19 protein-coding genes are annotated in these 22,269 nt (G+C 27.4%); 7 read left to right on the top strand and 12 right to left on the bottom strand.

Annotated elements, in window-relative coordinates; translation table 11 throughout:
- Positions 1 to 23: 23 nt before the first annotated feature.
- Entirely contained in the window at positions 24 to 728 is a 705-nt protein-coding gene (locus tag GXK56_RS28750) for a GHKL domain-containing protein (RefSeq protein WP_347707959.1), read from the bottom strand.
- A gap of 564 nt (positions 729 to 1,292) precedes the next feature.
- Positions 1,293 to 2,060: a LytTR family DNA-binding domain-containing protein gene (locus GXK56_RS14755; RefSeq protein WP_160688677.1), complete on the bottom strand. Its 768-nt coding sequence runs from the start codon at positions 2,058 to 2,060 to the stop codon at positions 1,293 to 1,295.
- Between the two features lie 295 nt (positions 2,061 to 2,355).
- Between GXK56_RS14755 and hydE the strand changes: the two genes are divergently transcribed.
- Positions 2,356 to 3,405 (top strand): [FeFe] hydrogenase H-cluster radical SAM maturase HydE, encoded by a 1,050-nt coding sequence (hydE, locus tag GXK56_RS14760; protein ID WP_160688679.1) that lies wholly within the window; start codon positions 2,356 to 2,358, stop codon positions 3,403 to 3,405.
- 224 nt (positions 3,406 to 3,629) lie between these two features.
- Here the strand turns inward: hydE and GXK56_RS14765 are convergent, their stop codons facing one another.
- Positions 3,630 to 4,373, bottom strand: a complete 744-nt coding sequence (locus GXK56_RS14765) for a DUF3298 and DUF4163 domain-containing protein (protein ID WP_160688681.1) — start codon at positions 4,371 to 4,373, stop codon at positions 3,630 to 3,632.
- A gap of 446 nt (positions 4,374 to 4,819) precedes the next feature.
- Between GXK56_RS14765 and GXK56_RS14770 the strand changes: the two genes are divergently transcribed.
- Positions 4,820 to 5,704 carry a polysaccharide deacetylase family protein gene (locus GXK56_RS14770; RefSeq protein ID WP_160688723.1) on the top strand — a complete coding sequence of 295 codons (885 nt, stop codon included), beginning with the start codon at positions 4,820 to 4,822 and terminating at the stop codon, positions 5,702 to 5,704.
- A gap of 20 nt (positions 5,705 to 5,724) precedes the next feature.
- Here the strand turns inward: GXK56_RS14770 and GXK56_RS14775 are convergent, their stop codons facing one another.
- Positions 5,725 to 6,780, bottom strand: coding sequence for an anti-sigma factor domain-containing protein (locus tag GXK56_RS14775; protein ID WP_160688683.1), 1,056 nt, complete (start codon positions 6,778 to 6,780; stop codon positions 5,725 to 5,727).
- 417 nt (positions 6,781 to 7,197) lie between these two features.
- Here GXK56_RS14775 and ispF point away from each other — a divergent pair, with 417 nt between their 5' ends.
- Entirely contained in the window at positions 7,198 to 7,671 is a 474-nt protein-coding gene (gene ispF, locus GXK56_RS14780; RefSeq protein WP_160688685.1) for a 2-C-methyl-D-erythritol 2,4-cyclodiphosphate synthase, read from the top strand.
- A gap of 153 nt (positions 7,672 to 7,824) precedes the next feature.
- Here the strand turns inward: ispF and GXK56_RS14785 are convergent, their stop codons facing one another.
- Entirely contained in the window at positions 7,825 to 8,499 is a 675-nt protein-coding gene (locus GXK56_RS14785; protein WP_347707960.1) for a hypothetical protein, read from the bottom strand.
- Positions 8,500 to 9,015: 516 nt separating this feature from the next.
- On the opposite strand from GXK56_RS14785, the gene GXK56_RS14790 reads away from it, so the two are divergent.
- Entirely contained in the window at positions 9,016 to 9,420 is a 405-nt protein-coding gene (locus GXK56_RS14790; protein WP_160688687.1) for an HNH endonuclease signature motif containing protein, read from the top strand.
- A gap of 199 nt (positions 9,421 to 9,619) precedes the next feature.
- On the opposite strand, the gene GXK56_RS14795 is transcribed toward GXK56_RS14790, so the two are convergent.
- The 6 genes from GXK56_RS14795 to GXK56_RS14820 form a co-directional block, all read right to left on the bottom strand.
- Complete coding sequence (locus GXK56_RS14795; protein WP_160688689.1) at positions 9,620 to 10,765, bottom strand: FAD-dependent oxidoreductase; 1,146 nt, start codon at positions 10,763 to 10,765, stop codon at positions 9,620 to 9,622.
- A gap of 25 nt (positions 10,766 to 10,790) precedes the next feature.
- Positions 10,791 to 12,515 (bottom strand): thiol reductant ABC exporter subunit CydC, encoded by a 1,725-nt coding sequence (cydC, locus tag GXK56_RS14800; RefSeq protein ID WP_160688691.1) that lies wholly within the window; start codon positions 12,513 to 12,515, stop codon positions 10,791 to 10,793.
- Complete coding sequence (gene cydD, locus GXK56_RS14805) at positions 12,512 to 14,233, bottom strand: thiol reductant ABC exporter subunit CydD (protein ID WP_160688693.1); 1,722 nt, start codon at positions 14,231 to 14,233, stop codon at positions 12,512 to 12,514. The genes cydC and cydD overlap by 4 nt, the downstream gene beginning before the upstream one ends.
- A gap of 16 nt (positions 14,234 to 14,249) precedes the next feature.
- Entirely contained in the window at positions 14,250 to 15,254 is a 1,005-nt protein-coding gene (gene cydB / locus GXK56_RS14810; protein ID WP_160688695.1) for a cytochrome d ubiquinol oxidase subunit II, read from the bottom strand.
- Positions 15,245 to 16,627, bottom strand: coding sequence for a cytochrome ubiquinol oxidase subunit I (locus tag GXK56_RS14815; RefSeq protein WP_160688697.1), 1,383 nt, complete (start codon positions 16,625 to 16,627; stop codon positions 15,245 to 15,247). Before GXK56_RS14815 ends, cydB begins: the two co-directional genes overlap by 10 nt.
- Positions 16,628 to 16,723: 96 nt before the next feature.
- Positions 16,724 to 17,605 carry a prenyltransferase gene (locus GXK56_RS14820; protein ID WP_160688699.1) on the bottom strand — a complete coding sequence of 294 codons (882 nt, stop codon included), beginning with the start codon at positions 17,603 to 17,605 and terminating at the stop codon, positions 16,724 to 16,726.
- 159 nt (positions 17,606 to 17,764) lie between these two features.
- Here GXK56_RS14820 and GXK56_RS14825 point away from each other — a divergent pair, with 159 nt between their 5' ends.
- Positions 17,765 to 18,718 (top strand): polyprenyl synthetase family protein, encoded by a 954-nt coding sequence (locus tag GXK56_RS14825; RefSeq protein ID WP_160688701.1) that lies wholly within the window; start codon positions 17,765 to 17,767, stop codon positions 18,716 to 18,718.
- Between the two features lie 79 nt (positions 18,719 to 18,797).
- On the opposite strand, the gene GXK56_RS14830 is transcribed toward GXK56_RS14825, so the two are convergent.
- Entirely contained in the window at positions 18,798 to 20,240 is a 1,443-nt protein-coding gene (locus GXK56_RS14830; RefSeq protein ID WP_160688703.1) for a glycoside hydrolase family 1 protein, read from the bottom strand.
- Between the two features lie 554 nt (positions 20,241 to 20,794).
- Between GXK56_RS14830 and GXK56_RS14835 the strand changes: the two genes are divergently transcribed.
- Together GXK56_RS14835 and istA are read left to right on the top strand one after the other, a co-directional pair.
- Positions 20,795 to 21,244, top strand: a complete 450-nt coding sequence (locus GXK56_RS14835; protein WP_243156137.1) for a hypothetical protein — start codon at positions 20,795 to 20,797, stop codon at positions 21,242 to 21,244.
- A gap of 43 nt (positions 21,245 to 21,287) precedes the next feature.
- On the top strand, positions 21,288 to 22,269 hold a 982-nt coding region (gene istA / locus GXK56_RS14840; RefSeq protein ID WP_160688705.1), incomplete at its 3' end, for an IS21 family transposase.

A 22,269-nucleotide genomic window follows, 5' to 3' on the forward strand; every position in this document is an offset into this window, starting at 1 on the left:
AATTTAATATCAAAGTCAAGTTGTCACACTTTTTTAGGCGAACCTGATTTTCCTGAAGAATTACTAAAATAAATATGGAATATTATTTTTTCGCATTCTACATTTAATTTTATATATCCCTTATGTAGGTTTATAATTTGCTGTAGATTGTAAAGTCCATATCCCCTTGTACTTGCTGTATTTTTAGTGGAATAACCACTTGTAAACATCTCATTTAGATTAATATTCTTAGCATCTACTATTTGATTTTTAACTATTAAATGAGATGTTCCTTTTTCATTAAAAATCTTAATTTCAACATCTTTTTTTACACACTCATCTTTTACCACTTCTTCAAATGCATTATTTAATAAATTATTTAATACATTAGATATTTCATGATACGTTAATATATTATCTAAAACATTATTTTCTATGTTGTATTTAAAATTAACATTATACTTTTTTGCTTTACATATATTTCTATATATTATAGATCGGATAACTACATGATCTATATAGATAAGTTCATTTATTCTATTATCATATACATCTTCATCTTTCATATAATTTTTAATTGCTGCTTTTACTTCTTTATCTTCTGTAACTTCAACTATACCAATTATTGTATTTCTATAATTAGCGAAATCATGTTGTCTTTGCTTTATTTCTTGAACTATTTCATTAATAACAAGGTTATATTCATTGGAAACCTTTAGAATTTCCCTTTCTTTTATCACTTTAATCACATATAAATATGTGAAAATTTCAGATATAATTAATGCACTTAATATTCCTGCAATAGTAAATAAGTTATTGAGTATTATTTTATTATTATAATCCCAAATAAACTTGAGAATAAGAACATATATACAGGATGTTAAAATAAAATAACCTAGAATACCATTATTTACTCTTTTAAGAACAAACTTTTTATTTGATAATTTTGAAAAAGTTAATACACAAATAAATATTATTAATTGTATAATAATTACCTTAATTGTATAATCTAAAACAAATTTATTAATAAATGTGAAAAATATTAATTGCATTAACATACATAATTATAAGAACTGTTAATGTTAATCCGAATATAACATTTTTAAAGTCACTCTTATATATAATCATTATTGCAATGATATCTACTATATATACACTAATGAAATGTAATTCTAATTGCTGCGTTGCTGTAATTAAACTAGAAATGATAATTACACTAGAAATTAACTTAAGAAAATTCCTCTCTCTCTTAGCCAAATTCATCCATAAATAAACTATATTAAAGGTATCCATTACATTTAACATAAAATTAATCAACATAATATCACTTTTCCCTTTTTAAACTTAGTCATAATATTATCTTTAAACTTATATCCCAAAAGAGCAGTTTTAGAATAATTTTCAAAATATATTTCGCTTAATTTTAAATCCAACTTTTCTACTTTTAATATATAGTTTATATTTATTGCAAATGCCCTATGACTCTGAATAATAAATTCGCAATTAATCATCTCTAATATTTTTTTCAAGCTAATGTTGTTAGCAGTATACATTCCATTAATAGTATTTATATCGCAATTCTTCCCTTTTACTTCTATAAAAAATATATCATTGATTTTTATTCCTATATATATTCCATTTTTTAGAGTTATGATAACTTCTTTATCATCTTCTTGAATAATCTCTTCTTCAATTTTATTTAACTGGCTATTTTCATAAACTATAAATTTATCTAAAATAGCAAGTACATCTTCTTTATTATATGGCTTTATTATATAATCATAACAATGGATTTGCTTAAATGCTTGCAACATATAATCCACATGCGTTGTTAAGAAAATAAGTGGACTAAGTTCATATTTAGGGATGTCCCTAATCTTCTTTGCAAGCTCTAATCCTGAAGACTCCTTCAAGCTAATATCTATTAAAAATATGTTAATATCATGTTTATTTATTATCTCCAGCGCTGAACTCTCACTATCAGCTTCATAGATTACCATAGCTTCATACTTAGCAGCTATCATTTTTTTCAGAATCTCTCTTTGCATATAATCATCTTCTACTAAAAGAATAGAACTCATCCCTTTAACACTCCCAACCCCTATACTTAATTTATACCAAGCAAAACTATACCAATTTGCTTAATATAAATGTAATCTCTTATCAAATGTAATTTATCTCTATATATAAAATAGTACAATATTATTAATTGTCAGTCAAATTTTTCCACCATATGACAATGTATTTGCATATACCCATATGTCATTATATTGTTATATCTATTAATTCTATAGTATACTAATAACATCTACGATTATAAAAATATAGATAAAGTAAAAGAACTATTTCTAATTTTATTTTGCAATAGGAGGAACCATGAATAAACTTATTGAAAAGGCAAAACTTACTCATGATTTAGATGAAAACGAAATATTGGAATTATTACAAAATGATGATATAAACGAAGAACTTTTTAAAGCTGCAGACGAAGTACGTCAAAAATATTTGGGTGATTACGTCCACTTAAGAGGTTTGATTGAATTCACAAATATATGTAAGAGAAATTGTATGTATTGCGGACTTAGAAGAGATAATAAAAATCTTGAAAGATATAGACTAACTCAAGAGGAAATATTAGATTTTGCTGAAAAGGCTGTTAGCTATGGTTATAAGACTCTAGTCCTTCAAGGTGGAGAAGATGATTATTTCACAAAGGAAAGAATGAGTGAAATAATAAAAGAAATCAAGAAGTTAGGTGTAGCTTTAACTTTAAGCTTAGGCGAAAAAACTTATGAAGAATACAAAGCTTTTAAAGCTGCTGGTGCAGATAGATATTTAATACGTATTGAAACTACAGATAAAAAACTTTATGAGGATATGGACCCTAATATGAGTTTTGAAGAAAGATTAGAATGCTTAGACAATTTAAGAGATTTAGGCTATGAGGTTGGAAGCGGAATCCTTGTTGGTCTTCCAAATCAAACTTTAGAATCTATTGCTAAAGATATCTTATTCTTCAAGAAAATCAATGCAGACATGATTGGTATAGGACCTTTTATCCCAAATGAAGATACTCCATTAAAGGATGCAGATGGTGGCAGTCTTACTTTAGCATTAAAAGTTATGGCATTAACGCGTTTAATGCTTCCTGATATAAATATTCCTGCTACAACTGCTATGGAATCCCTTGCTCCTAATGGGAGGATAGTTGCGCTTCAAAGTGGTGCCAATGTTGTAATGCCTAATGTTACTGAAGGAGAATATAGAAAGCTTTATGCCTTATATCCAGGTAAAATATGCACTGGTGATACACCTGCTCATTGTAGAGGCTGCATAACAGGTAAAGTCACTGGTATTGGTAGAATAATTTCAGATGGCTATGGCTTTAGGGGAAATCAAAATTCTAATGCTAACGATAAACTTTAGCACTTTTAACTTTTAAATATTATAATAGGCTTATTTCTGTTAATAGTTTTTATATAATTAAATCTATTTACGGAACTAGCCTATTTTTATTATTATCTTCCTCTTTAAAAATATTAAAAACTATCTAATTATTAGTTTAATCAATAATTAGATGGTTCTAATTATATGATTCAAATTTTATATGAATAAATAACAATACTAACTAGTTTATTTAACCATATTACTTATGAACCAATACTTTTGTAATAAACATAATTTTCTCCAAATGACTTTAATGGAATTTTAAACTCTGGAATCCCAAATACATAAGGTGCTATCTCATATAGCTGATAGTATATTACAAGCTTATCTCCTTCAACATAAAAACTTTGATTTTCACTGATTCCTTTAAATTCACGCCCTGAATTAAAATAGTTATCTGGGTTTTTATCAATTTCTTCTCTTACGCTCTTATTAATTACATCTCTATAGGAATATCCATCATTAAATAATTCTTTTAATGTTAATAACTTTTCTTTTTGCTTATCTATAGTATAAGAAGTTCTTGTTGTCATTCCATGGGCTCCACCTAAATATTCATAATAATCATTATACAAACTTATAATAGAATTATTATTTACTCCTAATGTATATCTTGAATAAACCTCAAAGGGGAATGTTGGCTTTTCTTGTCCTTCCATACCAAAGTATTCTTTTGCTGTTTTTTCAGCCTCCTCAGCTTTTGGCATAATATCCTTAATTATATCATTATTAATTAAATTTATTTTTTTTTCATCATTTCCATTTAATATTTGAGGCATTTTTATGTCTTCTTTGAAATAATCTATACTTTTATTAATTGATTTTTCCCCAACTGTAATTGTATTTTCCATACTTGCTACACAGTTTATACACATTTTCTGTGGATAAACTGTATATAACATGGAAACCACCATAATTAGAGCTGTTATATTTGTTATAACACTCATTTTAATGCCTCCTTTGCTTATGCTTTTTTTGACTTTTTTCATTTAATATCCACAAAATCAACATGTAATATTATGTATATTAACATATTCATAACATGTTATCCACATGCAATTGTGGATAATGTTAATAGTTATACTATTTAATATTATGCTACACTTTTAATAGTATTATTCTAAAAATTATATAATTTATTATTTAAAAATTATCAAATAAATTTACCACAACATATTATTCTAATATAATTTGGTATATAATTAAAATAGCATTTTTCATCGTATTATAAGGAGTCTTAAATATGTCTAGAAAGAATACTATAAAAAGAATACTCATATATATAAATAATTTTTTAGATAATACTTCTCTATTCAAGGACAAATTCAATCTACCAATATTTTTTTTGATTGCTATCTTATTAGTTTACATAGTCTCATACAACTTATCTTCTATGAAAAGAATAGAAAATAAGTCTAGCAACATAATATTAAATGAAAGCAATTCTGATAAAGAATATAATATTAATTCAAAATCTTCTTCTGAAAAGGATGATACAGTTGCTGAAGATAGAAATGATACCCATATAACAACTTCAAAGGAACCTATTACTTCTAATGTAGATAATAAAGCTACTTTCAGACAAACTGAAACATCTAATCTTATTAACGATAATAGAGGTGTTCCTGTACTATATTATCATTCAGTTAGAGAATCAGCTGATAATGAAGTAACTATAAAACCAGAAATACTTAGAGAGCATCTAAAATATATTAATGAGCAAGGTTACACAACTTTAACAATGAAACAGCTTGAAGACTATATATTAAATAATTCTCCTATTCCTGAAAAAAGTATTTTAATTACCTTTGATGATGGATATATGGATAATTACTATAACGCATTTCCAATATTAAAAGAATTTAATATGACCGCAACTATATTTTGTATAACCTCAGAATTAGATGGATCTTATTATTTGTCAAAAGAAGCTATAAAAGAAATTTCAGATTATGGAATAGATATTGAAAGTCATACTGTAACACATCCTCATCTTAATAAGCTCAAATATGACAAACAATTAGAAGAATTACTTGAATCTAAAAAAACTTTAGAAGGAATAACAGGAAAAGAAATAACTTCAATTGCATATCCCTTTGGAGATTTTGATGATAATAGTGTAAAAGCTGCAAAGGAAGCTGGCTATACTCTAGGCTTTACTACAAAACTTGGTTTATCTGATAGAAATGATAATCCACTTGTTCTTGATAGAATTTATATTAGTTCCGAATATAATATGAATACATTCAAAGAACTTTTAAATAAAACAAAAAAGTAGCTTTAAGCTACTTTTTTGTTTTATTTCTTTGTATTATTTTCTTCATCTTCGTCAAAACGCTGTGGTAACTTTTGTTGATTTCCTACATTGTTAATAACTATAGGTATATTATTATCGTAAACATATTTACTTGTTTTACTAAGTATTCCGTACTTCAAAGGTTCTCCATTTACTGTAATTAATATCTTTTTACTCAATGCTGGAATTTCTTTATTAATTTCCAGCATTTGATTGTTTAATGCGTATTGAAAAGTTTCTAATATAGCCTGATCAATATCTTTATTCAACATATTTGTACTTTTTATAAGTTTATCTCCTTTTTCTGTAGGTGAATAAACATATATCAATTTATTAAATTTATTTACATGCATTACTATATTAGAACTTGTCTCTATAACAATTATACTTTGTGTTGTTCTATATTGAATTACTATTCCACTTCCAATTATAATAAGCAATAATAACAAAATAGATATATATATTTTATAATACTTTAATGTCTTCTTCTCCTTGCCTTCGGCTACTTCACCAACATTAATTTTATTATTAGTTTTTATCTTTATAAATTCACCCATAGACGTTAAAATGTACGCAGATTTTTTTAATGATTTTATAACTACACCTTTATGTATAGTTTCTTTCTTATTTGAAATACTTCTTACCTTTTCATCTTCTCGAAGCTTAACTCTAAAATAATCTTGTATACCTTTGTAATTAGGGTTAGTTAAAACTATATAATAAGCTATAATATAATCTCTGCACTTTTCTATATATTCAACTTTTATTTTGGTTAATCTGCTTAATCTTGAAAAAGGTAAATCTTTTTTTTGAGTTATTGTGTTAATTAACTCTTCATTATCATATATATAATAAGCGATATTTAAAGCTAAATTTCTATCAATCTCTTTAAGCGGAAAATTTACTAAGTCTTTAAGCAAAACATTATAAGTATTTAATTCACTTAAAAATAGAGAGATTTGCTTACTTCTATTAATTTCTGCCGAATCTCCTACTAATAGCATAGATGGAATTGATGCAAATACATATTTATTTCTATTAAAGCTTGAATTTTCCATAATACTAACACCTCTTTAAAATATTAACCCATTGAAAGAATGCTATCAAAAATATATATTCTTCATACTATGTTATTATAGCATATAATGCTATTTATCCCTAAATTTTTATCTAACCTTATAATTTTAAATCAATATTTTGGAGATTATTTATGAGGAGAAAAATCATCTATGTAGATTTTATAAAAAGACGTAGAATAACATTTGTGCATTTTATTATAAATAAGATTCTTTCTTTATTCTCTGAAAAATTCAGTCTAAAAAATAGGAACTCACAAAACATTGAAATTAAACGTAATAGACGTATTTCTAATTAAAAGACATGAAAATAATAATTAAAAACCTATCCTTGAATGTCTTGTTTATAGCATATATGTTAAAATGAATATATAAAAAACATTTTAACGAGGTGACTATATGAGAGTAGGATTAGGATATGACGTTCATAAATTAGTAGAAAATAGAAAGTTAATTTTAGGAGGAGTCGAAATTCCATTTGAAAAAGGATTACTTGGTCATTCTGATGCTGATGTGCTTCTTCATGCTATAATGGATTCTTTGCTAGGCGCTTGTGCCCTGGGAGATATTGGTAAACATTTTCCTGATACAGATAATGCTTTTAAAGGGATCTCTAGCATTTTATTACTTAAGGAAACTGGCAAATTAATTGAAAAGGCTGGCTACGAAGTAAACAATATAGATGCTACAATAATAGCTCAAAAACCAAAAATGATGTCACACATTGAACAAATGAGAGAAAATATTTCAAAAGCGCTTGGCATTGATATTAATAAAATAAATATTAAAGCAACTACTGAAGAAGGCCTTGGTTTTACTGGTAAAATGCTTGGTATATCTTCTCAATGTATAGCTTCTGTTGATAAAATATAAACTATTATAATTCATTAAACATAGTGAAATATTATATGTAATTCAATTAGAAACAAAAGGTGAAAAATGATTATTTATTCATTTTTCACCTTTTAACAACTATATAATTAATAATGTCACTAAAATTAAAAATCATTCTATACCTAAAATAAATTAAAAGATTTCCTTTAATTTTTTCAATAGAATATTTCTAAAAAGCTCTCCTTTAATTAGATCTTTTTCTGCTGCTCTGAATACTTCTCTCCATTCATCTATTGTCATATCTAATTTGTTTTCTAATTCTTCAGAATTACTTGCTAACAACGCTGATGATATTACAAATTCGCCTAACTCCTCTGGTGTTTTAAAAATTCTAATATATAAAAATTCTGCATTATCACCCATCCATTTCTTGTTAAACTTTAAAGTAAATTTCTTTAATTCATCTTCCATCTTACTATCAGATAATCTCCATAAATTATTTAAGAATTCATAATCATCTCTCATGCTAATAGAAATATCTTTATTTATTTTATTAGATTTTTGTCCTTCAATTACAATTTTATCTACTGTTAAATGTGGAATTTTAGCAACAAATTTTTCTTTACCATGTATCCATTTATAAAAAGCTTCTTGCAAAAAAGAGTATTGAATATATCCAAGTAAACCTCTAATATTAGGACAATACCCCCATACACTATTTATTCCATTTTTACTTCCAAATATAATTGTATGAAAATAAAAACTATCTTCTGTTGGAGGATTTTTCATAAACATATGCCCTCTTATTGTCTTATTCTCATTGATAAGGTTTTCCCAAAAACTAAACGAATGATAATTTTCTCTCATTTTATTCACCTTCCCAGTCAATATTTTATAAAATACAGTATCTAAATATTTTCTGTGGTTTACTATTATATTTATTATAAAGTGCTTTTAATTGCATCTTTAGATTTCATTGAAATGTAACTATCGAAAAATAATCATATATTACTATTTTACCCATCATATTCTATTTTATTACTCATTTAAAAAATATTATCATATACATTATATAAGCTCTAATTAATTTAATTCACAAATTTAAAGTTATTGAGTCGTCAAAAAGAAAACAGTAATAGTTATAGATAAAATCATTTTCATAAGTGCATAGCTAATATTTTTATATGTGGGTATGCTCTCTATGTAGTTAGAAGGTTCCGCATTGGAGCATAACCGCTCTCTATATAGGCGAAATGATCCGCATTGTGGCATAGCCACTCTTTTTAGAAGTGTATAATAAAATTGCTATTTTTCATTGATTACTTTATAATAATACATGCCAATTAATTTTTTACGAGATAAATTCTAAGGGGGATAAAAACATTGTCTTTATGTGAAATATGTAATGCCGAAGCTGATATACATCATATTGTTCACAGAAGTGAAGGTGGATTTGATATAGAACTTAATTATAAATATTTATGTCCTTCTCATCATAGAGGAAAATATGGCCCCCATCAATCTAAGGAGGTCGATCTTAGATATAAGTTGGATCTTCAAAATAAATTATATAATATGCTGAAAAAAGAATATTACTCTTTTAAAGAATTAGCTTTAGAATTGAATATTCCTAAAAACACTCTAAAAAGAATAACCAAAAACTTAAAGCTTTATAAAGAAGGCTACAAAAAATCAGAGGTTATTTTAATAATAATGGGTGGACATTTTTATTCTGAAGAAATGATTGTCAATTTGACTTTAAATAAATTAATCGAAGATAATTATTAATTATTTTCTTATGTAAAAATTCTTTGATATATTAAATAAGAAATTATTAAACAAATCATGTGAATAGTTAAAATACTAAAAGAGCAGTTCAAAATGTTTAAAATTTTGAACTGCTCTATATAGTTATTACTATAATTCTTACGCATAAAATGTAATTATATTTTTTTACTAAAAGAAATATACTTCTTTTTAATATTGATTATAATTGCGTGAATGGATACTTTACAGCTGCAATCAATTCCTTTAGGAAATTACTAATATTATAGTTCTTTATTCCACAAATAAAATAATGCATAAATATTCCTTTACGTCCTTTTACCTCAACTCCCATAACAACTCCTACACTAGTGATATACATTGGTATTATCCAGCCTAAATCAATAGGTTTAAATTCTTTTACTTGTCCACCATTTATAGTAGCCGCTATATTTTTGCCAGCGTGCTTACCTGACATTTCTGAAAAAGTTACAGCTCTCCTTAGCATATTGCCTTTTTCATCCTTTATTGCCGCTGCATCCCCTGCAATAAATACTTCTGGGTGATTTTCAAGGTTTAAGTACTTATTAACTATAATTCTGCCATCAGGAAGCATATCAAATTTACCATTTGGCTTTAATGGTGCCTTTACTCCACTACACCAACAGAAAAAAGTGTCTTTTATAATTTCTTCATTTTTTAAAACTATATCCTTTCCATCAAAACTTACAATTTGATTTTCAGTATATATTTTAAAGTTCATCTTTTTTAATTTATTTACTACATGATCAGCAGCTTTTTCAGAAACCATAGATAAAACTTTCTTACACAAATCTACCATAATAACATTAACTTTCTTTCCCTTTTTTACACCTAAATCATATAAATTACAAGCAAGTTCTATTCCTGTAAAACCTGCTCCAGAAATAACCAAATTAACTTCATTTTTATTTTCAATATGTTCTAAGAAATTTTTTCTAACCTTTTGAGCTGCTTCTAAAGAATCCAGTACATTTACTTTATCTAAGTTATCTTTAAAACCGAAAAAGTTTGTCGTAGAACCAGGTGCAAAAACTAAATAGTCATATTCATATTCATCACCTTGGGTTACTATCTTTTTATCTTCAAAATTAACCTCACTTATCTCACTTTTAATAAAATTTACTTTACTAGGAACCAGATTAGTGATTTTTTCTGTTATATCCTCTTGATGTAATCTTCCACTAACTACTTCTGGCAAATTAGGTAACATAGTTGTATACTCGTTTTTATCAATCAAATATATTTCATGATTCTCTGACAAACTTTTCCCTAATTCCTTAGCAGCCTTTATACCAGCAAATCCGCCTCCAATAACAAAAATCTTCATAAATTATCCCCCTTCTCATAATTAGTTACATATTTAAATATTGGTTTTGTAAAATCCAAAATTCATAATATCTTCCCTTTAAATTTATTAATTCTTGATGAGTTCCCTTTTCTATAACCTTTCCCTCTTCAAACACTAATATTTCATCAAATCTATCCATTTCTACTAACCTGTGAGTTATCCATATACAACTTTTTTCTTTAATTTCATCATGTATGGCCTCCACTATTTTCTTCTCTAATTCTTTATCAAGACTTGATGTCGGCTCATCTAATATAGCTATTTTACTTTGCTTTAAAAATGTCCTCACAAGCATAAGCCTTTGCTTTTCTCCACCTGATATGTTGTATCCAAATTGACCTAATAATGAATCTAATCCTTCATCACTTTCTTTAATCAAATTGTTTATTTGAAATTTTTCTAATAAATTTATCATTTCATTTTCTTCTGCCTCTTTATTAGCAATTAATAAATTTTCTCTTATAGATGTATTAAATACATATGGATTTTGCTCCATAACCGTAAAAAGTTTTCTTATATTATCTATAGCTGTATTTTTGTAGGAAGTTTCTCCTATAAAAATATCTCCTTCTTGATATTTAATAAAACCTAATAAAGCTTTAACTATAGTGCTTTTACCTGAACCGCTCAAGCCTACTATACCTAATTTCTTTTTATGTGGCAGTTTAAATGACAAATTTTTAATTATATATTTTTCTGCTTCATCATCATAAACACTTAAGTTTTTTACTGAGATATCATAATCAGCTATTTCTTCAGATAATTGAATTTCTTCATTACTTTTATTATCTATTATGCTAAAAATATTTTCTCCACTCTCAAAGGTTTCTTTAAATTTATACATTACCATAACCATTGGCAGTAAAGCTTCAAAAGATGCTAAAATTGTAAGAGGAAGCATGGCATAGTATATACCATCTAATTCTCTGTTTATAACTAAAGGCGCTGTAATCATAAGTGATGCACCCATTAAAATAATGGCTACCATAGAATGAAAATTACTCCCTAAGGCATTTATTAAATTTTTTTTCTTTTGAACTTTAGATAATTGTTTGCTTAAACCTTGGAATTTCTGTATAATTTCAAGCTTCAAGGGATATATATTTATCTCCAAAATTCCTTTAAAGCTATCTAACAATATAGAATTAATACTGTTTTTTAAATTGATTTCTTTTTCTAAGAATTTATTATTTAATTTGAATATTATTATTGGAAATATAAATCCTGCAATTATATAACCGCACCAATAAATATAAGCCAAAATGTCACTAAAACATAAAATGAACAGTCCTGTTGCTATGCCTGTTAAAACGGCTATAATTAATGGATAAATTCCTCTTAAATAAAAATCTTTAAGGACATCAACATCTGTTACAGCTTTTGTATATATATCACCAGTCTTAAATTTAATATTTTCAGAATAACCTTCATTAAAATTCTTATAAAACCATTTTCTAATACTACTTAAAATTCTAAAAGTAGCATCATGAGATAAAATTCTTTCAAAATATCTAAATACACCTCTAAATATTCCAAAAAATCTAACTCCTACTATTAAAACCATTAAGTCTAATACATCTGGATGAAGTGCTGCTCTTGAAATCAATACTGCTGAAGTAGACAATAATCCTACATTACTTAAAATGGTACAGACTCCCATTATTAAAGAACATATTACAAAGAAGAGTTGCTTTTTCATAAGTGAATTCATTACTTTTAAAATTCTCATATTTCCACCTCTGGTGATTCCATTAATTTATAGTAATCTTCTCTCTTTTCCATAAGTTCTTTATGACTTCCTACTTCACTTATTTTGCCTTCTTTAAGCATTATTATCTTATCTACTGCTCTTATAGTATTTAATCTATGAGCAGCTATTAAAACAGTATTTTTCTTAAAATGCTTTTTAACAGTTTCTATAAGAAAATCTTCTTTTTCTGCATCTAAAGCAGAACTTGGCTCATCAAAAATAATAAATCCAGAGTTTTTTATCATAGCTCTAGCAATTGCTATTCTTTGAGCTTCTCCTGAACTGATGGATACCCTTTCACCTTCACCTATAATGGTCTTATAACCTTTTTCAAAAGTCTCAGAAAACTCTTCAACTCTAGCCTTTTTGTATATATTTAGAAACTCTTCGTTATCTATTCCTTCATATCCTACAGTCAAATTATCTTCTATACTTCTATTAAAAATATGTGGAAACTGTGGAACCAAAGTAATATTCTTTAAATACCTTTCTCTATTTATATTGTTTATGTCTATCCCATTTACAAATACCATATTTTCCTGCACTTCAAGAAAACCGCTTAATATATTTATCAAGGTGCTTTTGCCACTACCACTTTCACCTATGAGTGCTATCTTTTCACCAGAAGAAATTTTAAAACTTATATCCTTTAAAACTTCTTTATTCTCATATACAAAACTTAAATTCTTGACTTCTATTTCAAACTTATTATCCTCAACTGTTAATTTATCTTCTGAAAGTTTTTCTCCAAACTTTTCTTCTAGAATTTCTACTTTCTCTATGGCAACTACTCCATTTAAAGAAGCATGAAACTTTAATCCCAATTGTCTGACTGGAAGATAAAAGTCCGGTGTTAATACTAAAATAAAGAAGGCATTTAAAAAACTTATTTGATCATAAACCAATCTTAACCCTAAATTTACAGCTACTATTGCAGTACTTATAGTTGCAAATAGTTCTAATACAAGAGCTGAAAGAAAAGATATTTTTAATACTTCCATAGTTGCTTTTCTATGGCTTTCACTAATATTAAATATTTTATCTTCTTGATTATTACTTATTCCAAATATCTTTAAAGTACTTAAGCCTTGAAGCATGTCAATAAAGTGTGAACTTAATACGTTAAGCTTTTTCCATTGCCTTTCATTAGCTTCCTTAGATTTATAACCTATTAAAATCATAAACACAGGAATTATAGGATAAGTTATAACCATTATTAAAGCCGATATTTTATCTACATAAGCTACACCCAAACATATAAGTAGAGGAATAATAAACGCTGAAAAAAATTGTGGAATATACTCTGAATAGTAACGTTCTACCATTTCTACTCCTTCTGTAATTGTATTTATTAATTCTCCTAATTTTTCATTTTTTACCTTATAGGGATTAGCTGAAATAACCAGCTTAAATAATTTATCTTTTAAATTTTCTTTTATTTCCTCAGAAGAATTTTTAATATATACTTCACTTACAAAATTAAATAATGCTTTTAAAACACTATTTCCTATAAATAAAACAATATATATTTTTATTTCTTCTAATGTTTTTGTCTTTAAAAATATTCCCGATACTATAAAAGACAATAAGTATGCAGAAACAACTATAAATAAGGAGTTAAAGAGAGAAGTTATAATAACTGCAACTATATAAAAACGCTTAAACTTACTCTCTTTTAGTAATCTTTTATTTATCATAAATTTTAAAACTCCACTAATATTCTAAGTCTTTAGTAGTAACTCTCTTTCTAAATATCCAATAGCTCCAAGCTTGATATGCTAAAACTATTGGTACAAAAATAACTGCAACTTTAGTCATAAGAGCTAATGTATTCACAGTTGATGAAGCATTTGCTATTGTAAGACTATATTCTGGTTTTATGCTAGAAACCATAACTCTTGGGAATAATCCTGCAAATAAGGCAGCAACGCCTAATGCTATTGACAATCCATTAGTTAACATTGCAATTTTTGCTTTTTTCACACCAACTAGATACCAGCTTAAAATTAGACATACTAATGATACTATAGCTGCAACCAGTGCTAGTTTACTATTAAACATATCAGTTTGTAAAAATGTTAATACAAATAATAATACTGAAACTATTATTGCAGAAACACCAAAAGGTTTTGCTATATTTATGGCTTTTTCTGCTATTGATTCCTCTGCCTTTAATGCTAAGAACACTGCTCCATGGAATATAAAAACTAATAGAGTAGTTATTCCAGCAACTAGAGTATAGATAGATATTAAATCAAAAAATCCACCTACATAATTCATTGTTTGATCAATTGGAACTCCTTTAATGAAATTCGAAAGAGCAACTCCAAAAAGAATAGCTAAAAGCAAGCTAGATACAAATATTACTTTATCCCAACCATTTCTCCATTTTTGACTTTCATCTTTGCTTCTAAATTCGAAAGCAACACCTCTTAGTATTAATGCTATTAACACTACAAGAAGAGCTAAATAGAATCCACTGAACATGGTTGCATACCAATTTGGAAAGGCAGCAAATATAGCTCCACCAGCTGTAATAAGCCAAACTTCATTTCCATCCCAAACTGGACCAATAGTATTAATTATTATTCTTCTATCAGTGTCCTTTTTTCCAATTAATAAAAGTAATATTCCAACTCCAAAATCAAACCCTTCAAGAAAGAAAAATCCTGCAAATAAAATTCCTATCAATATAAACCAGATAATTCCTAAATCCATAATGATTCCTCCTTCTTATTGTTCATATTTTCTTTTTCTTGTAGTGGAACAACCTTAATAAATTTAACTAAAAGCATTACATCTATTACTGCTAATACTGTATACACTACTGCAAAAGCTAACAATGATGTAGCCACATATGCTAAAGACACTGTTGGTGATACTGCATTTTCAATTTTCAATAATCCAAATACAATCCATGGTGCTCTGCTTGCTTCTGTCAATATCCAACCAGTTGAATTTGCTAAATAAGGTAATGCTATTGAAAACATCATAAGCTTTAATAATTTATTTTTATCAGATAGTGTTCCTTTTTTATAAAAATACAAACTTATTAATGCAATTAAAATCATTAACATTCCTGCTCCAACCATTACTCTAAAACTATAGAAAGATAGATTAACTGGTGGTATATAATTGCCTTGTCCATATTTTTTTTCATATTCAGCTTGTATTTCATTTATCCCCTTAACTTCTCCTGTAAAACTGTTATAGCTCATAAAACTTAAAAGTTTTGGTACACTTATTTCAAATACATTCTTTTTATTATCTTCATCTATTATTGCTGCAACTGCTAATGGTGCTGGATTTTTTGTTTCCCATAAAGCTTCTGCAGCTGCCATTTTCATTGGTAAATTCTTAACTAAATATTTACCTTGTAAATCTCCCATAAGAGCTACTAATAAACTAGAGACTAAAGCCATTGTTATTCCAAGCTTTAATGAGGACTTAATCCAGGCTGCATCATTCTTTTTAATTAAATGATAAGCGCTTATTCCTAATATGAAAAATGCTCCTGTTGCTAAAGATGCAAATATTGTATGAGGAAATTGGACCCATAAATGTGGATTTGTAATAAGATCTGTAAAACTAGTCATCTCTGCTCGTCCATTGTTTATAGCATATCCAACAGGTTCATGCATAAATGAATTTGCTGTTAGAATCCAAAACGCAGAAATCATTGTAGCTATACTTACAATCCATATAGATAATAAATGTATTTTTTTAGATACTTTTTCCCATCCAAAAACCCATATTCCAAGAAAGGTGGATTCTAAGAAAAATGCCAGTAATGCTTCTATAGCTAATGGAACTCCAAAAATATCCCCAACATATCTTGAATAATTTGACCAGTTCATTCCAAATTGGAACTCTTGTACAAGTCCAGTAACAACTCCCATAGCAAAGTTTATCAGAAATAATTTTCCCCAATATTTGACCATTTTTTTATACTTTTCATTTCCTGTTTTAACATAAAGAGTTTCCATTATGGCTAAATAAAACCCCAATCCTATTGTTAGCGGTACAAAAAAGAAGTGATAGACAGTGGTTATTGCAAACTGCCATCTTGCCAAATTAATAACGTTATCCATATTATTACCTCCCCTTTTTAATTCTCATAAAATCTTTATACACTATAATTATATAACAACAATATAAAGAATAGTATATTTTTGTTAATATTTATACTATTTTGTAAATATTAAAATAATATATAATACAACAGAAAATATCATATAAAACTTTGCAGTAAAAGGAACAAGTTTATGCTTCTGTGTATCAATATATTCTTTTATATTTTTTATGAAAGGTATTGTTGCTAAAACGATTAAACACCATTTTGGCATATATCCAAGAAATACAAATAAAAGCGTATCAATATAAGTAAATATTATTAATAGATAATATATAATAATTCCATTTTTATACCCAATTCTAACTGTTAATGTCCTTATTTTTCTTCTACTATCTTCTTCATAATCTCTAATTTCATTTGCAATTAAAATTGCTGGAATAAATAATCCATTAGTAAATGAATATAAAATAGGCTCTATTGAAAATGCACTTGAAAATACGTAGTAACTTGCATAAGCCAATAATGGTCCCATCATTATAAATGACATTATTGAACCAATTCCAAATTTTTTATAATTAAACGGTTCACCAGAATAAGAATATGCAGCAAATATTCCAACAAACTCAATTATTAATAGCTGTTTTCCAACATAATAACTTAAGTAAAAGCCTATTAACGCCGTAATTATAAAAAATATTATTCCTGTTTTAAATGTAAATATCTCTTCATAACTTCTCTTATATCCTAGAAAACAATCCTGTCTTTTGCTTAATAATTCTTCTGAAACATCTTCTTCAAAATAATTATTCATTAAATTTATGGCGCTTTGTAATAGTATTGCTGCTAATACAACAAGAAATATTATCCATAAATTCCACCCTAAACTTTCTGAGAAAAAGTTATTTCTGTAAGCTAATATTATGCCTAAAACTGTAGACAATAATCCGACAAATAATGTTGGTGGTCTTGATTCCTTTATAATATTTTTAATCATCAAATTCACTCCATAAATACAAAATTATTTAATTGCTTTTTGTTAAAAAAAAGCAATTTATAAGTTAATATGTTATAATTGAAACAAAAGGTTCAGAAAATTTATATTTATTAATAATAATTATATTCCAAATATATTATGGTGAAAAGGGGAAATAAAATGTTACTGGAAAAAATTAATTATTTAGATTATTTTGAAGATGATTTAATAAAAATCAGAGAAATTATCGAATTAAATTTGGATAATAAAGATAAGAATACAGTAAATTTATTGAATAATTTAGCTGCTACCGAGGGTAAAATGATTCGAGCTATCTTTATTTTAATTGGTGGTGCTTTTGGTAACATTGAAAGAAAAAGTTTATTAAATCTTTCTTCTGGTATAGAATTGCTACATTTAGCAACTCTTGTTCATGATGATATAATCGACGATTCTAATTTAAGACGAGGAAAAAGAACTATAAATAATCTTTATGGAGCTAAAGCTGCATTATTTATGGGTGATTATCTCTTTGCACAATCTTATATTATATTTTCAGAATATGCATCTAAAAAAAGTATTTCCGATATTTCAAAAACAATAAAGTTTATATGTGAAAGTGAAATAAATCAATTTCTTTCTACTTATTCGTTAAATTCAAATATTCGTGATTATTTTAGAAGAATAAATGGAAAATGTGCCTCTCTCTTTTCACTAAGTTTATCTCTAGGCGCATATGATGGACAAGCTGATTCTGAAGTTGTGAATAAATTAAAGAAGATTGGTTATTACATTGGTATGACCTTCCAATTAATTGATGATATCCTTGATATTGTATCTCCTAAGGTTGTACTTGGAAAGCCTTCAAATAATGATATTGCCGAAGGAATATATACTTTCCCTGTTTTGTATGAAATAAAAAATAATAATCAAGCGCTTTTATATGCTTTAAAAGAAAATGACTGTGTTTCTGTATTTGAAATCCTAAAAAATTCTGATGGTTTAAAAAAAGCTAAGAATATAGCTGGCCGATATACTACTAAAGCTTTAACACTTATAGATAAACTTCCTGATGTTTCGGAAAAGTATATTTTAAAAGAAATTGCCGAATCGTTGCTCAAGAGAACTTTTTAACAGCAAAAACAATTTAAAATAAAGCAGCTAAAAATGATATTTTAGTTTTTATCATTTTTAGCTGCTTTTCAAATTAAAATTATAATTCTTCACCATTAGTCTTAATTACATTTTGATACCAATAGAAGCTATCCTTCTTATAACGATTCATAGGCGCTCCTTCTTCTTCTTCACGATCTACGTAAATGAAACCATAACGCTTTTGATAGCCGTTTAGCCAACTTAATAAGTCTGTTATTGACCATGTGCAGTACGCAAGTACTTCTGAACCTTCATTAATTGCTTCCTTTAATTCTTCTATATGAGCCTTTAAATATGCAATACGATAATCATCATGTATCTTATTATCTTCAGTCTTCTTATCAAATGCTCCTAGCCCATTTTCTGAAATAACTATTGGTAAATCATATCTGCTTGTAATAATTCTACAGCACATTCTAATTCCCATTGGATCAATAGTCCAATCCCAGTCTGTAGTCTTTAAATGTGGATTCTTTGGGTTTTTAAATAATCCTGGAGTACCACTTACTTGAGATGTTCCTTTTTTACCTGTAGTATTCATTTCAGCCATTCCAACACCATCAATTGGATTATATTCGACTACAGCTGTTTGATAATAATTTACTCCCATGAAGTCAACTTGAGCCGCTGCTTTCATAAGCTCTGCATCTCCTTCTTCAAATTTAGGAGCAACACCTTGACCCTGTAAATACTTAAATGCAGCTTTTGGATATCGTCCATATGCATAAACATCCATCCACCAGAATGATTGTAAATCATCAAAATCTGCCTTTGCTATGTTGTTTATTGGACTGCAATCTAATGCATAACTTGGTGAAAATGCAAAGCTTGCACCAATTTTCCCATTTGGAACTATTTTTCTAAATGCAAGAACAGCTTTAGCATGAGCTAAGTTTGCATGATGATTTACTTGATAAAACATCTTAGAATCATTTTTCTTGCCTGGTGGGTGCGTTGCCAGCATCCAGCCATGTGCTGTAAATATATTTTGTTCATTTAATGTTATCCAATACTTAACTTTATCTTTGTAACGTTCAAATAAAGTTATTGCGTAATTTTCATAATCATCAATTATTCTTCTGCTTTCCCAACCATTATACTCTAATTGAAGAGCTTGTGGTAAATCCCAATGATATATTGTAACCATAGGTTCTATTCCATATTTTAAACATTCATCGATTACATTATCATAAAATTGTAATCCTTTTTCGTTTACTTCCCCTCTACCATTTGGATAAATTCTTGGCCAAGAAATTGAAAATCTATATGTCTTTAATCCCATTTCTGCCATTAATGCTATATCTTCCTTATAACGGTGATAATGATCAACTGCTACATCACCTGTAGTAGATTTAAAGGTCTTTCCTGGAATCCTTACAAACTCATCCCAATTACTTCTTCCCTTACCATCCTCTTCAGCAGCTCCTTCTACTTGATATGCCGCCGATGCACTTCCCCATAAAAAATCTTCTGGGAAACCATGCTTTTCTTTAAAATACATATCTAATCCTCCTAACAATATTTTGACTTTTTCTCGATTGAATCTTGCCTTAATTTAATATAAAGATACACCCTTAATTATTAGCAACCTTATATATTTAGCCTAACACAAAAGCATATAATTTGTCCATATCTTTTCAAATATTATGTTATAACTTTTTATTTATTTAGAAATACTTATTCATTTGTTTATATGTACTATTTTCCTCCTCTTTTTACCATTATTCTTAAGTCTAAAAATACGTTTTACAACTCTTTGTTCTAAAAACGTATTTTTATTGACATAGCATTTCTTAACACTTAAACTTATATTGTCATATATGGTATTTTATTTTGATAATGCTATTTTTTAATATCAAAATTATTAAGTAGCAGCTATTAATCAAATTAATATATAGTTACTTGTGTTTATATTTTCAATGTAGAATTGTTATTATAATAAATATTTAGTAAAAAGGAGTTTTAAACATGAAAAATTTTGAAGACGAAGATATACTCGATAACCTAAGTTACTTATTACCTTTTATTAGTTCCTTATTTGGTGACGATGTTAGTATGATGGTTTCTGATAAAGAAAAAATACTTAAAGTAGTAAGACATGACTCGAGTGTAGGTTCCACTTATGGAGAAGGTGATCTGTTGCCTTATGATATCCCTGCTTATCAATGTATGAAGGAAAATAGGACAGTAACTAACAATATATCAAAAGAATACTTCGGTATACCACTAAAAGCTGCAGCAACACCTATAAAAAATAGAGATGGAAAAATAATTGGTAGTATAGCTATAGGTAAAAGAGATTGGGGTAATGATATCGATGCCCATGCTGAATCTTTTGTGGGTTCTTTCAATGAAATCTCAAATATTGTTAACAGTGTCGCATCTGGAATACAGGATGTAGCTAAATCTAGTAATGATATATTAAATGAAATAAATAAGACTGTTGATTTACAATTAAAACTGACCCACCTTTTACGAGCAAAGTTGACCCACCTAAGTTCATAAAGTATCCTAGCCTTTGTAATGAAGGTTAGGAGGAAAAACATAGGTGAAAGACGTGAAAGATTGGATAACCGTAAAAAGAATGCATGAAAGGGGGATGCCTATAAGACAAATTTCTAGAGAATTAAAAATATCAAGAAATACCGTTAAAAGATTAATTAAACTTAATGAAGAACCACAGTATAAAAAAAGACAATATGAAACTAAGATAGATTCTCATATTGAAGAAATTAGAACATGGTATCTTGATCCCGAATATAACTTTATTGGCACTAGAATTTACCGTGAACTAAAGAAGCGTGGTTATGAAGGTAGCATATCACCAATTTATAGATACTTAAATACACTTAAGGAAGAGAAGTTATCAATTCCCTTAAAAGCAACGAAGCGTATTGAAACTCCTTTAGGAGATCAAGCTCAATTTGATTGGGCTCATTATTCAATGAAGATTGATGATGAGAAGATACCCATTTACTGCTTTTCGCTAATTTTATCAGCATCACGTAAGAAAGCTATTGTATTTTCTAAGTCTTGCGACGGCGAAGCTATTTATGAAGCAATACATTTGTTATTCAAAAGATTTGGTGGTGTAACAAAAGAATTGCTTATTGATAATCCCAAAGCACTAGTTGATTCAAATACTGTTGGGGATGAAGTAAATTTTAATGTTAGTGCATTAAGATTAGCTCATTATCTTGGAATATCACTTAATGCCTGTAATCCTTACAGGGCACGTACAAAGGGAAAAGTTGAGCGACCTTTTAAGTATATTGAAGAGCAGTTTGTAAAAGGTAATAGTTTTAAATCTATGACTGAGTTAAATGAGGCCGCTGAGATATTTATTGAAGAATCTAATAATACTAAACATAGCACAACATTACGAATAACTAACGAATTTTTTGCAGAAGAGTTCCCACATTTACTTGAAATTAGAAGTAAGCCTTTTATAATAGCAAATCTTAAAGAAAGAAAAGTTAGTTTAGATTCATATATATCTGTAGATGCAGTAAAATATAGTGTTCCAGTTG

Origin of the sequence: Clostridium sp. C2-6-12 (assembly GCF_009928485.1) — a bacterium.
Classification (GTDB): Bacteria; Bacillota; Clostridia; order Clostridiales; family Clostridiaceae; genus Clostridium.